11 protein-coding genes are annotated in these 13,329 nt (G+C 34.5%); 7 read left to right on the top strand and 4 right to left on the bottom strand.

Translation table 11 applies throughout. The annotated features are described in order from the left end of the window. The first annotated feature begins 8 nt into the window (after positions 1-8). The 6 genes from HMPREF2658_RS13180 to HMPREF2658_RS13155 all read left to right on the top strand — a co-directional run bounded on the left by HMPREF2658_RS13180 (position 9) and on the right by HMPREF2658_RS13155 (position 6,826). Entirely contained in the window at positions 9-1,280 is a 1,272-nt protein-coding gene (locus HMPREF2658_RS13180) for a maltodextrin ABC transporter substrate-binding protein (RefSeq protein WP_070854469.1), read from the top strand. Between the two features lie 2 nt (positions 1,281-1,282). Continuing rightward, positions 1,283-2,551, top strand: a complete 1,269-nt coding sequence (locus tag HMPREF2658_RS13175; RefSeq protein WP_000747138.1) for a sugar ABC transporter permease — start codon at positions 1,283-1,285, stop codon at positions 2,549-2,551. A gap of 1 nt (position 2,552) precedes the next feature. Next, positions 2,553-3,392: a sugar ABC transporter permease gene (locus HMPREF2658_RS13170; protein ID WP_001085115.1), complete on the top strand. Its 840-nt coding sequence runs from the start codon at positions 2,553-2,555 to the stop codon at positions 3,390-3,392. Positions 3,393-3,661: 269 nt separating this feature from the next. Further along, a complete protein-coding gene (locus HMPREF2658_RS13165; RefSeq protein ID WP_070854467.1) occupies positions 3,662-4,738 on the top strand; it encodes a Gfo/Idh/MocA family protein in 1,077 nt (358 codons plus the stop codon). 24 nt (positions 4,739-4,762) lie between these two features. Further along, positions 4,763-5,803, top strand: a complete 1,041-nt coding sequence (locus HMPREF2658_RS13160; RefSeq protein ID WP_000163808.1) for a Gfo/Idh/MocA family protein — start codon at positions 4,763-4,765, stop codon at positions 5,801-5,803. 54 nt (positions 5,804-5,857) lie between these two features. Next, positions 5,858-6,826 carry a sugar phosphate isomerase/epimerase family protein gene (locus HMPREF2658_RS13155; protein WP_000690407.1) on the top strand — a complete coding sequence of 323 codons (969 nt, stop codon included), beginning with the start codon at positions 5,858-5,860 and terminating at the stop codon, positions 6,824-6,826. A gap of 357 nt (positions 6,827-7,183) precedes the next feature. Here HMPREF2658_RS13155 and HMPREF2658_RS13150 read toward each other — a convergent pair whose 3' ends face one another. After that, the gene (locus HMPREF2658_RS13150) at positions 7,184-7,678 is read right to left on the bottom strand and encodes an isoprenylcysteine carboxyl methyltransferase family protein (protein ID WP_000603756.1); all 495 of its coding nucleotides are present in this window, start codon (positions 7,676-7,678) and stop codon (positions 7,184-7,186) included. 232 nt (positions 7,679-7,910) lie between these two features. Here HMPREF2658_RS13150 and uhpT point away from each other — a divergent pair, with 232 nt between their 5' ends. Beyond that, on the top strand, positions 7,911-9,290 hold the full coding sequence (gene uhpT / locus HMPREF2658_RS13145; RefSeq protein WP_001008721.1) for a hexose-6-phosphate:phosphate antiporter: 1,380 nt from the start codon (positions 7,911-7,913) through the stop codon (positions 9,288-9,290). A gap of 358 nt (positions 9,291-9,648) precedes the next feature. Here uhpT and HMPREF2658_RS13140 read toward each other — a convergent pair whose 3' ends face one another. Genes HMPREF2658_RS13140 through HMPREF2658_RS13130 form a run of 3 tightly spaced genes read right to left on the bottom strand, consistent with a single transcriptional unit; the run spans position 9,649 to position 12,921 of the window. After that, positions 9,649-10,407 (bottom strand): response regulator transcription factor, encoded by a 759-nt coding sequence (locus tag HMPREF2658_RS13140; RefSeq protein WP_000477521.1) that lies wholly within the window; start codon positions 10,405-10,407, stop codon positions 9,649-9,651. Then, positions 10,400-11,956: a sensor histidine kinase gene (locus tag HMPREF2658_RS13135; RefSeq protein WP_000127975.1), complete on the bottom strand. Its 1,557-nt coding sequence runs from the start codon at positions 11,954-11,956 to the stop codon at positions 10,400-10,402. The genes HMPREF2658_RS13140 and HMPREF2658_RS13135 overlap by 8 nt, the downstream gene beginning before the upstream one ends. Beyond that, positions 11,953-12,921 (bottom strand): ABC transporter substrate-binding protein, encoded by a 969-nt coding sequence (locus HMPREF2658_RS13130; protein WP_000837099.1) that lies wholly within the window; start codon positions 12,919-12,921, stop codon positions 11,953-11,955. Before HMPREF2658_RS13130 ends, HMPREF2658_RS13135 begins: the two co-directional genes overlap by 4 nt. Between the last annotated feature and the right edge of the window lie 408 nt (positions 12,922-13,329).

The following is a 13,329-nucleotide window of genomic DNA, read 5'->3' as shown; positions in this document are numbered from 1 at the left end:
GAGTATTCATGTCTAAAATTATAAAATGTATCACGTTAGCCGTGGTAATGTTATTAATCGTAACTGCATGTGGCCCTAATCGTTCGAAAGAAGATATAGATAAAGCATTGAATAAAGATAATTCTAAAGACAAGCCTAACCAACTTACGATGTGGGTGGATGGCGACAAGCAAATGGCGTTTTATAAAAAAATTACGGATCAATATACTAAAAAAACTGGCATAAAAGTAAAGCTTGTAAATATTGGTCAAAATGATCAACTAGAAAATATTTCGCTAGACGCTCCTGCTGGAAAAGGTCCAGATATCTTTTTCTTAGCACATGATAATACTGGAAGTGCCTATCTACAAGGCTTAGCTGCTGAAATCAAATTATCAAAAGATGAGTTGAAAGGTTTCAATAAGCAAGCACTTAAAGCGATGAATTATGACAATAAGCAACTAGCATTGCCAGCTATCGTTGAAACAACCGCACTTTTCTATAATAAAAAATTAGTGAAAAATGCACCGCAAACGTTAGAAGAAGTTGAAGCTAATGCTACCAAACTAACTGATAGTAAAAAGAAACAATACGGTATGTTATTTGATGCTAAAAATTTCTATTTTAATTATCCGTTTTTATTCGGCAATGATGATTATATTTTCAAGAAAAATGGCAGTGAATATGATATTCATCAGCTAGGACTAAATTCAAAACATGTCGTCAAGAATGCTGAACGATTACAAAAATGGTACGACAAAGGGTATCTTCCTAAGGCAGCAACACATGATGTCATGATTGGTCTTTTTAAAGAAGGAAAAGTAGGACAATTTGTCACTGGACCGTGGAACATTAATGAATATCAAGAAACGTTTGGTAAAGATTTAGGAGTAACAACATTGCCTACAGATGGTGGCAAACCTATGAAACCATTTCTCGGTGTACGTGGTTGGTATTTATCTGAATATAGTAAACATAAGTATTGGGCTAAAGATTTAATGCTGTATATCACTAGTAAAGATACATTACAAAAATATACAGATGAAATGAGCGAAATTACTGGACGTGTTGACGTGAAATCTTCTAATCCAAATTTAAAAGTGTTTGAAAAGCAAGCACGTCATGCTGAACCGATGCCTAATATCCCTGAAATGCGACAAGTTTGGGAGCCGATGGGCAATGCAAGCATATTTATCTCAAATGGTAAGAATCCTAAACAAGCGTTAGATGAGGCGACGAATGATATAACGCAAAATATTAAGATTCTTCATCCGTCACAAAATGATAAGAAAGGAGATTAGTTATGAAGAAACGTAACCCTAAATTAGCGGCGTTATTATCTGTTATACCTGGTTTGGGACAGTTTTATAATAAAAGACCCATTAAAGGTACGATATTTTTTATCTTTTTCATCAGCTTTATTTCTGTATTTTATAGCTTTTTAAATATTGGTTTTTGGGGATTGTTCACATTAGGGACAGTACCTAAGTTAGACGATTCTCGTGTCTTACTTGCACAAGGTATTATTTCTATCTTACTCGTTGCTTTTGCAATCATGCTATATGTCATTAATATTTTAGATGCATATCGTAATGCTGAACGATTTAATCGCAATGAGGAAATAAAGGATCCGAAGGCACGTATGGTTGCAACATGGGACAAGACGTTCCCATACTTACTAATCTCACCAGGTACATTCTTATTGATATTTGTAGTTGTATTTCCATTAATATTTATGTTTGGAGTAGCATTTACAAACTACAATTTATACAACGCGCCTCCGAGACACACATTAGAATGGGTTGGTTTAGATAACTTTAAAACGTTATTCACAATTGGCGTTTGGCGTAAAACATTTTTCAGTGTTATTACTTGGACATTAGTATGGACGCTTGTTGCAACGACACTTCAAATTGCATTAGGGCTGTTTTTGGCAATTATTGTAAATCACCCTGTCGTCAAAGGTAAGAAATTTATCCGTACTGTGTTAATCCTACCCTGGGCTGTACCATCATTTGTGACAATTTTAATATTTGTAGCGTTATTTAATGATGAATTTGGTGCGATAAATAATGATATATTGCAACCTTTATTAGGTGTTGCACCAGCATGGTTAAGTGATCCATTTTGGGCAAAAGTGGCATTAATTGGCATTCAAGTATGGCTTGGTTTCCCATTTGTCTTTGCACTGTTCACTGGTGTACTGCAAAGTATTTCATCAGATTGGTACGAAGCAGCAGATATGGATGGTGCGTCTAGTTGGCAAAAGTTTAGAAACATCACATTCCCGCATGTCATTTACGCCACAGCGCCATTGTTAATTATGCAATATGCAGGTAATTTCAATAATTTTAATCTTATTTATCTATTTAATAAAGGTGGTCCACCAGTGTCAGGGCAGAATGCTGGTAGTACAGATATCTTGATATCTTGGGTGTATAATCTGACATTTGAGTTTAACAACTTTAACATGGGTGCAGTTGTGTCATTAATTATTGGCTTTATTGTTGCTATTGTCGCATTTATTCAATTCAGACGTACAAGTACGTTTAAAGATGAGGGAGGTTTATAAGGTGGCAAAGAAGAAAAACATATTAAAAGCAATCGGTATTTATAGTTTTATAGCGATGATGTTTGTCATCATTTTATATCCACTACTGTGGACATTTGGCATTTCCCTTAATCCAGGTACGAACTTGTATGGTGCCAAAATGATACCAGACAATGCAACATTTAAAAATTATGCATTCTTACTATTCGATGACAGTAGTCAATACCTGACTTGGTATAAAAATACGCTTATCGTAGCATCTGCAAATGCACTGTTTAGCGTGATATTTGTCACGTTAACAGCATATGCTTTTTCTAGATATCGCTTTGTTGGTCGTAAATACGGGCTGATTACATTTTTGATTTTACAAATGTTCCCTGTATTAATGGCAATGGTCGCAATCTATATTTTGCTAAATACAATTGGATTATTAGATTCTTTATTTGGACTAACACTAGTATATATTGGTGGATCAATACCGATGAATGCCTTTTTAGTGAAAGGTTACTTCGATACGATTCCAAAAGAACTTGATGAATCTGCCAAAATTGATGGTGCAGGGCATATGCGTATTTTCTTACAAATTATGCTACCGCTCGCTAAGCCGATTTTAGCAGTTGTTGCTTTATTCAATTTTATGGGGCCATTTATGGACTTTATATTACCTAAAATACTATTAAGAAGTCCTGAAAAATTCACATTAGCAGTTGGATTGTTCAACTTTATTAATGATAAGTATGCAAATAATTTCACAGTGTTTGCAGCAGGGGCAATTATGATTGCAGTACCTATAGCAATCGTATTCTTGTTCTTGCAACGCTATTTAGTATCAGGTTTAACAACAGGTGCGACAAAAGGTTAGTTTGAAATTAGGAGCGGGGCAGAAATAGTAAAGAACCACTAATGAATTTATTGTGTAGTGGCTCTTACAAACTAGCCACAGCTAATATGTACCTAAAAATAGGAATACATGAGTAAAACTCATGTATAAGAAATACTAATTTCTAAAGAAAAAGTATTTCTTATGTTGAGGGCTCACCAATATAACATTGTATAGCCTAGAACGTTGATTGATGTTTAAGGCTCGACATACGCACTAATGACGATAAAGATTTAAAGGAGGACGTTATGATGACGATTAAAGTTGGAATCATTGGGTGTGGTGGTATTGCGAATGGCAAGCACATGCCAAGTTTACAAAAAGTTGAAAATGTTGAAATGACTGCATTTTGTGACGTAGACATTTCGAAAGCAGCGTGTGCGGCAGAAGCATACGGTACTGACAATGCAAAGGTTTATGATGATTACAAAGCATTGTTAAAAGATGACACGATTGATGTTATCCATGTTTGTACGCCAAATAATTCGCATTGTGAAATTACTGTAGCAGGATTGCATGCCGGTAAACATGTGATGTGTGAAAAACCAATGGCTAAAACGACAGCAGAAGCTCAAAAAATGATAGATACAGCTAAATCAACAGGTAAAAAATTAACAATAGGTTATCAAAATCGCTTCAGAGCAGATAGTCAATTTTTATATAAATCAGCGCAACGTGGCGACTTAGGTGACATTTATTTCGGAAAGGCACATGCCATTCGTCGTCGAGCAGTACCAACATGGGGTGTCTTTCTTGATGAAGAAGCTCAAGGTGGAGGACCATTAATCGATATCGGTACACACGCTTTAGATTTAACGTTATGGATGATGGATAATTATGAACCAGAATCAGTGATGGGTTCAACATTCCATAAATTAAATAAACAGCATGATGCGGCAAACGCATGGGGTTCATGGAATCCAGATGAATTTACAGTTGAAGACTCTGCGTTTGGCTTTATTAAAATGAAGAATGGAGCGACGATCATTTTAGAATCCGCTTGGGCGATTAATTCTTTAGAAGTGGATGAGGCAAAATGTTCATTATCAGGAACGAAAGCAGGGGCTGATATGAAAGATGGTCTACGTATTCATGGTGAAGATATGGGCACACTTTATACCAAACACGTTGAATTGGAAAACAAAGGCGTCGACTTTTATGAAGGTAATGAAGTGGATGAAGCTGAAGAAGAAGCAAAAGCTTGGATTGATGCAGTTGTAAATGATACTGAACCAGTTGTGAAACCGGAACAAGCAATGGTAGTTACAAAAATTCTTGAAGCGATTTATCAGTCTGCAAAATCAGGCAAAGCAATTTACTTTGAATAACATCATACGGTAAGGAGGCACATCATGACAAAATTAAAAGTTGGTGTGATAGGTGTTGGTGGTATTGCACAAGACCGTCATATTCCAGCATTGCTGAAACTCAAAGACACAGTCTCGTTAGTTGCAGTACAAGATATTAATACAGTGCAGATGATTGATGTTGCGAAGCGCTTTAATATACCTCATGCAGTTGAGACACCTAGCGAGCTGTTTAAACTTGTTGATGCGGTGGTCATTTGTACACCTAATAAATTCCATGCTGATCTTTCTATAGAAGCATTGAATCATGGCGTCCATGTATTGTGTGAAAAGCCAATGGCAATGACGACGGAAGAATGTGATCGCATGATTGAAGCGGCTAATAAAAATCACAAATTATTAACTGTCGCATATCATTATCGCCATACGGATGTCGCAATTACTGCTAAAAAAGCAATTGAATCAGGTGTGGTTGGTAAACCTTTAGTAGCACGTGTACAAGCGATGCGTAGGCGTAAAGTGCCTGGCTGGGGCGTTTTTACTAATAAAGCGTTGCAAGGTGGCGGTAGCTTAATCGATTATGGTTGCCACTTGTTAGATTTATCTTTGTGGCTACTAGGTAAAGATATGGTGCCGCATGAAGTGCTAGGAAAAACATATAATCAATTGAGCAAACAACCGAATCAAATTAATGATTGGGGAACATTTGATCACACTAAATTTGATGTAGATGATCATGTTACTAGTTATATGACATTTGCCAATCGAGCAAGCATGCAGTTTGAATGTTCGTGGTCTGCAAATATAAAGGAAGATAAGGTACACGTTAGTTTATCAGGCGAAGATGGCGGTATCAATTTATTTCCATTTGAAATATATGAGCCCCGCTTTGGAACTATTTTTGAAAGCAAAGCTAATGTTGAGCATAACGAAGACATTGCTGGTGAGAGACAGGCGCGTAACTTTGTCAATGCGTGTATAGGGATAGAAGAGATTGTCGTGAAACCGGAAGAAGCACGCAATGTCAACGCCCTTATAGAAGCGATTTATCGTAGCGATCTTGATAACAAGAGCATACAACTTTAATGATTATTATATATAATACAAAATTCTCAATATAAAAAGAAGGAGTGCTTTTCAATGAAAATAGGTGTATTTTCAGTATTATTTTACGATAAAAATTTTGAAGATATGTTAGATTATGTCGCAGAATCTGGATTGGATATGATTGAAGTTGGAACAGGTGGTAACCCAGGAGATAAATTTTGTAAGTTAGATGAGTTGTTAGAAAATGAAGACAAGCGACAAGCATTTATGAAGTCAATCACAGACAGAGGCTTACAAATAAGTGGTTTCAGTTGTCATAACAATCCAATTTCTCCAGATCCGATAGAAGCGAAAGAAGCCGATGAAACGTTACGTAAAACAATCCGTTTAGCAAATCTATTAGACGTGCCAGTTGTTAATACATTTTCTGGCATTGCAGGATCAGATGATACCGCTAAAAAGCCTAATTGGCCTGTTACACCTTGGCCAACAGCCTACTCTGAAATTTATGATTATCAGTGGAGTGAAAAGTTGATACCATATTGGCAAGATTTAGCTGAGTTTGCAAAAGAGCAAGATGTAAAAATTGCCATAGAGTTGCATGCAGGATTTTTAGTGCATACACCATATACGATGTTGAAGTTGCGTGAGGCTACAAATGAATATATCGGTGCTAACTTAGATCCTAGTCATTTATGGTGGCAAGGTATTGACCCAATTGCTGCGATTCGCATATTAGGCCAAGCAAATGCAATTCATCACTTCCATGCTAAAGATACGTATATTAATCAAGAAAATGTAAATATGTATGGTCTAACTGATATGCAACCATATGGTAACGTTGCAACAAGAGCATGGACATTCCGTACAGTTGGTTATGGACATAGTCCATATGTATGGGCAGATATCATAAGTCAACTTATTATTAATGGATATGATTATGTATTAAGTATTGAACATGAAGATCCTATTATGTCAGTAGAAGAAGGTTTCCAAAAAGCTTGTCAAACTTTGAAATCTGTTAATATTTACGACAAGCCAGCAGACATGTGGTGGGCATAATACGAACTCGAGGTTAGTCTGAAGTTTGTCTGAAGTAAGACTGGTGGCAGTGTTGAATAAATGCATATGTCGCCATGCCATTGCCAAAAATTTCACACCTTAAATTAAGTCATTGTTTGTAAAGAAGGTGTACTTTATATAAGTATATAGCGATGGTCATACCCATTTACAGTAACAATCCTCACCATTGAAAAGAGTATATAACCTTTTCAATGGTGAGGTATATGATAATAAAAAAGCCTGTTGTCACAATGGTCATAGACACGACATACTTTAAAGGTTTCTGAATATAATATATCAGAACGCACTTTAAAGATGGACGTCGATGTCGACTAATGTGATGACAGGCTTTCATTTTTAAATATTCATTAATTTTTCTTCTTGTTTAATACGTACATATAAGAAATACGCATACGGTACTAATAAAATAGTTGTATATGTTGCGTGTGTTAATAATAATACACCGATTAATTCAGGAATAATATTTAAGAAGTAATTTGGGTGTTTTGTAATTTTATATAATCCAGATTTAATAATAGGATGGTTAGGTAAAATGAATAATTTTAATGTCCAAATACCACCTAAAGTTTTAATAACCATAAATAACATGATATAAGCAAAGATTAATATAACTAAGCCAATACCATTTGCAAAGCTAAATGTATCTTTATTAATAAATGCCTCTACACCAGCCAATACATAAATTAAAACGTGTGTCATTGCTAAAAACTTCGAATTTTTAACGCCATATTCAACTGCACCGTCTGCTTTTAATTGTTTTGAGTGATTAATAGATATCTTTAAGCTGACAAGTCTGATACAGAAAAAGATAAGTAATATAGATAGAATCATGATGTCCTCCGTCATTATGTCATATGTATAAGCGTTGATTTTGACAACATAAAGTATTTTATAGATAAAACTTGTCAAATACTATTAACTATTTATTAATTTTAGTACATAAATATGTTTCTAAGTATGTGTTTATGTTCAGTATTTTGGATAATTTAATAATTTTAAGGATATTAAGCGCTTACACCGACGTGATATATTTGGCTTAACGAAAATGATTGAGGTGACAGAGATGAACTTTTTTGATATCCATAAGATTCCGAACAAAGGCATTCCATTATCGGTGCAACGTAAATTATGGCTTAGAAACTTCATGCAAGCTTTCTTCGTAGTGTTCTTTGTTTATATGGCTATGTATTTAATTCGAAACAACTTTAAGGCGGCACAACCGTTTTTAAAAGAGGAAATTGGATTATCTACATTAGAACTTGGTTATATCGGATTAGCATTTAGTATCACGTACGGTTTAGGGAAAACATTACTTGGATATTTTGTCGATGGACGTAACACAAAACGTATTATCTCATTCTTACTTATCTTGTCTGCGATTACAGTTTTAATTATGGGATTTGTGTTAAGTTACTTTGGTTCTGTAATGGGATTATTAATTGTACTTTGGGGACTTAACGGGGTGTTCCAATCAGTTGGTGGACCTGCAAGTTATTCAACGATTTCAAGATGGGCGCCAAGAACGAAACGTGGCCGATACTTAGGTTTCTGGAATACATCACATAATATCGGTGGTGCCATTGCAGGTGGTGTTGCACTTTGGGGTGCTAATGTATTCTTCCATGGAAATGTTATAGGGATGTTCATTTTCCCATCGGTGATTGCATTACTTATTGGTATCGCAACATTATTTATCGGAAAAGATGATCCAGAAGAATTAGGCTGGAATCGTGCTGAAGAAATTTGGGAAGAGCCGGTTGATAAAGAAAATATTGATTCTCAAGGTATGACAAAATGGGAGATCTTTAAAAAATATATCCTGGGAAATCCTGTTATATGGATTCTATGTGTTTCAAACGTCTTTGTATACATTGTACGAATCGGTATTGATAACTGGGCACCGTTATATGTGTCAGAGCATTTACACTTTAGTAAAGGCGATGCAGTTAATACGATATTCTATTTTGAAATTGGTGCTTTAGTTGCAAGTTTATTATGGGGCTACGTATCAGACTTATTAAAAGGTCGTCGTGCAATTGTAGCTATTGGCTGTATGTTTATGATTACATTTGTTGTCTTATTCTACACAAATGCTACAAGTGTAATGATGGTTAACATTTCATTGTTTGCATTAGGTGCATTAATCTTTGGTCCGCAATTATTAATTGGTGTATCATTGACTGGTTTTGTTCCTAAAAATGCCATCAGTGTAGCAAACGGAATGACAGGTTCATTCGCGTATCTATTCGGTGACTCAATGGCAAAAGTTGGTTTGGCGGCTATTGCTGATCCAACACGTAACGGTTTAAACATCTTTGGATATACATTAAGTGGATGGACAGATGTTTTCATCGTCTTCTATATTGCATTATTCCTAGGCATGATTTTATTAGGAATCGTTGCTTTCTATGAAGAAAAGAAAATTAGAAGTTTAAAAATCTAATATCAATCGGATTAAAAGTATCGCCAATTTATTGCAGTATAGTTGGCAATCCTGCCCCGACGGCATGTGCGTGAAGAGATGAAAGATACTGCTTCTACCCTTGCAAATATATCATCTCTATGTCTCGGGGCAGATCATAATTCCCTGTTATGAAGTATCCTTATTTGCCCGACTTAGGGTGACTCAATGAATTTACTCCTTACAATAAAGACATATAGCGGTGTCAATATTGTAGGGAGTATTGTTTTATATTTAAACTCTCTAAAAAGCGGACTGAAAGAAAAGTGAAAACTTCTCTAGCAGTCCGCTTTTTCATAGAACAAAATGGATGTGCCATAATCATTAGTTATTTGTTAATCTATTTTGCTTGCTTACAATAATCACTTGGCGACATTTGTAAATATTTTTTAAAATGATAGCTAAACATTTTATACTCTGAAAAGCCTACTTTGTCTGCAATTTCATAGTGCTTATAATGTCGATCTAACAATTGCAGAGATTGTAAAATACGATAGCGATTTAAATAATCGACAATTGTAATACCAACATGATCTTTAAATGTTCGCATCGCATACGATTCACTAACATCGATATGTTGAATTAAATCTGAAACAGTCACTTTCGTTTGATAAGATTGCTTAATTTGATCAACAATCTGATTTACATAATAATCATCGTATTCTACTTTTAATAATGGTTGGAAGGCATCATGACAAGATGCTAAGCTACGGCCGTTCTGTGATTGTTGCTCTAATAAGGTACGAACAAGTCTTCCTAAAATAACTTCTAATTGTGCATGGTCTACTGGTTTTAATAAATAATCAAGAACATGATGTTGAATGCCGGCTTTCATATATTCAAAGTCATCGTAACTCGATAATATGATGACATTACAATCTAGATGCGCAATATCATTGAGTAAATCGACGCCATTTTTACGTGGCATACGAATATCAGTAATTACTAATTCTGGCTGATGTTGTTGAATTAGTGATAATGCTTCAACACCATCTTTAGCAGTGTATATTGTATTGAAATGATAGTCTCCCCAAGGAATGATTTGCTTTAAACCTTCTCGAATAATTCGCTCATCATCACAAATAACTACCTTAAACATCTACATTCCCCCTTGAAAGTGGTATTTTATAACAAATTAACGTACCTTGATTACGCTTTGAAAAAATATGGAGTCGTGCATGTGAACCATATTGAATCATTGCTTTATTGTGTAAATGATTTAATCCCAAATGCTTAGTATCAAATACATCATTATTAAGAGATTGGCGTACATATTGCAGGCGAGATGACGACATCCCAATACCATTGTCGCAAACTAAAACATGTAAATTCTGACGTGCCAATGTCAGGCGTATAGTAATGTCTAGTGACTCAGTATCTCTACCATGTTTAATAGCATTTTCTATGAGTGGCTGAAGCATCATTTTACCAATTGTCTGGTGACGCGCTTCTTCAGAACTTTCGATATGGAGCTTAATCATGTCATCAAAACGGATGTTTTGTATCGCAACATACTGTTCAATGTAGTTCAACTCTTCGTTTAATTCCACTGTATGTGAGTTTGTACGTAATGAGTAACGTAACATTTGCGATAATTGTTGGACCACAGTTTGTGCTAATTTCGGAGATAACGTAATTAAATATTGTATTGTTTGCATCGTATTGAATAGGAAATGAGGTTGGAATTGGCGTTCTATTTCCTTTAACTGAATATCACGCAAGCGACGTTCTGTATGCTCAATAGAATGGATCAGTTGCTCATTTGATTCAAATAAATCGTAAATATAATTATTAATTTCTTCTAGTTCACTGTTGTTTTTTAAAGGCGTATATGTACCTAGATGACGATTTTTGGCATAGTAAATTTTTTGAATAATCGTTTCGATATCTTTTGTTTGTCGTTTAGCCATATTATCTGCGCTAATGAAACCAAATATTACTAGTAAAACAAGAACTACGGCCATAACAATTAACAACGTGATACCATCTTCAATGTTTTCATGTATATCTTTATAAATAATGAGACGATGGTCAGCACGGTTTAATTTTACAGATTCATTCATAAATCCGAATTGTTGTGGTCTATACTTTTCACCTATAGTAAAACGGTCATCGTTGGCGTATAAAATATTGTCATATTGATCAACGATAAGTGCGAATTGTCGGTTATCTTTCTTAATTTCACTTAAACGTGGGGTGTTAGCCATATAAATTTTAAGCATATATGTACTATTTTTGAATTTAAGCTGATGCGTTGAAAATAAATACATATTTTTAGTGTTTAAATGTTCATAATTATTGGTTATAAACTGATTTGGTCCAGATAATTCATAATAAAGTGTTGCGGGCTGTTGGTGTATTAATTTTAATAATTCACGTTTTGTAGCGGTAACATCATGATGATTTGTTAAATCGAGCTCTTGAAACGAATTATTATGCTGTGTAATAAATGTCTGAATCTGCTTTTCAGTGTGATGTAAAGATAACTGACTTTCATCAACATGTTGATGAATCGTACGATGCTCAATCCAAATATAGATGGCATAGAAGCTTACTAGTCCAATAATAATGACTAAAAATACTGGAAAAATAGTAGACGCAAATAACGATCGTCTCAATTGATGTCTATAAGGTTTGTATGCCGTCATTGAATCATCTCCAAAAATTTATGATGTGGAATGTCCGGTAATTTAGATTTCGGTATTAAAGGTATGTTCTTAAGATTTTCGATAGACTGATCGCTTTGTTCACTAACATCCTTTCGAATTGACTTGGCATCGAACTCTGCAACTAATCGTTGTTGTACTGAGCGGCTTGTTAAATATTGCACTAACTTTTTACGCTTAGGATGAGGGTGTGCATTTTTAACTAAAGCAATACCATCAACATTTAACATTGTTCCTTCAATTGGATAAACGATTGATACAGGATAACCTTTGTTTTTCCATGTGCGTGCATCTTGTTCGTAGCTTAGACCTGCGTAATATTTACCTTTTGCAACATCTTCAATGACTTTAGACGTCTTTGACAGTTGCATCGCATGGTTTTGGAATTGATGCACATCACTTACTCGATGATGCATGCTATAAATAGCACGCATATGTTGATAGCCTGTCGTTGTTGTATTTGGATTTGAGTACGCAATTTTACCTTTAAGTATAGGTTGTAATAAATCTTGATAACCTCGAATCTTAATATCTCCTTGTAAATCTGAATTAACTACTATAACTGTTGGCATTAATAGAAAACTAGTAACATATTTATTGTTCGAGCGATAATCCTCTAATTGCTGTGTTACAGATGTATCTTGATAGGGAACAAAATCTTCTGGATGATCAATTGTTTCTGACAACACACCACCCATAAATACATCACCACGCTCCGAAAGATCTTCATTATGCAAGTTTGAAAGCAGTACTTGAGTAGATCCGTGTTTAATTTCAATTTTGACATGCTCTTGTTTTTCAAAATCATTTAAAATTGGACGAATCAAGTTTGATTGATACGGAGAATAAACTGTTAATACATTTTTATCTGATTCAGAGTGACGCGTATTAGCGCATGCTGATAAAAAAATGAGAAATAATAGTAAGATATAAATTTTTGATTTCATGATATCCCATCAATTCTATGTATATTTTAATACAATAATTTTAGCAATAAATGACGCATAAGTAATGTTAAATATTTAGAAATGTTTATAGATGACCTGTTAAGACGTTGCAAATGTTGTGATAGCACATAATTTTTGTTTGTCAAGACGACTTACCGAAGCTGTAAAATCAAACTGTTATATTTTATTTGTAGCTGTTATATAAAAATTGGCAAGATATTGAATGGTTCAAAAGTAAATTTTTACGTCAATAAAAGTATTTAATCCTGTCTCTTCATATATAAAAGTAAATCTTTCTAAGTATTGATTTAACGCTTATTAACAATCATTTTTTATAAACAAATATATCCACCTAAATTAACTTTTAAAGCAATGAAAATAGTGAACATTATAACTGTTGTGTAACAG

The sequence above is a fragment of the Staphylococcus sp. HMSC062H10 genome, from assembly GCF_001836945.1.
GTDB lineage: Bacteria > Bacillota > Bacilli > Staphylococcales > Staphylococcaceae > Staphylococcus > Staphylococcus aureus.
This window is presented reverse-complemented; position numbering and strand designations above follow the sequence as displayed.

What these genes read in the sequence shown, in the direction of transcription:
- HMPREF2658_RS13175 (WP_000747138.1), top strand. Translation starts at nt 1,283, where the DNA reads ATGAAGAAACGTAACCCTAAATTAGCGGCGTTATTATCTGTTATACCT.
- uhpT (WP_001008721.1), top strand. Translation starts at nt 7,911, where the DNA reads ATGAACTTTTTTGATATCCATAAGATTCCGAACAAAGGCATTCCATTA.
- HMPREF2658_RS13160 (WP_000163808.1), top strand. Translation starts at nt 4,763, where the DNA reads ATGACAAAATTAAAAGTTGGTGTGATAGGTGTTGGTGGTATTGCACAA.
- HMPREF2658_RS13165 (WP_070854467.1), top strand. Translation starts at nt 3,662, where the DNA reads ATGACGATTAAAGTTGGAATCATTGGGTGTGGTGGTATTGCGAATGGC.
- HMPREF2658_RS13180 (WP_070854469.1), top strand. Translation starts at nt 9, where the DNA reads ATGTCTAAAATTATAAAATGTATCACGTTAGCCGTGGTAATGTTATTA.
- HMPREF2658_RS13130 (WP_000837099.1), bottom strand. Translation starts at nt 12,921, where the DNA reads ATGAAATCAAAAATTTATATCTTACTATTATTTCTCATTTTTTTATCA.
- HMPREF2658_RS13150 (WP_000603756.1), bottom strand. Translation starts at nt 7,678, where the DNA reads ATGATTCTATCTATATTACTTATCTTTTTCTGTATCAGACTTGTCAGC.
- HMPREF2658_RS13135 (WP_000127975.1), bottom strand. Translation starts at nt 11,956, where the DNA reads ATGACGGCATACAAACCTTATAGACATCAATTGAGACGATCGTTATTT.
- HMPREF2658_RS13155 (WP_000690407.1), top strand. Translation starts at nt 5,858, where the DNA reads ATGAAAATAGGTGTATTTTCAGTATTATTTTACGATAAAAATTTTGAA.
- HMPREF2658_RS13140 (WP_000477521.1), bottom strand. Translation starts at nt 10,407, where the DNA reads ATGTTTAAGGTAGTTATTTGTGATGATGAGCGAATTATTCGAGAAGGT.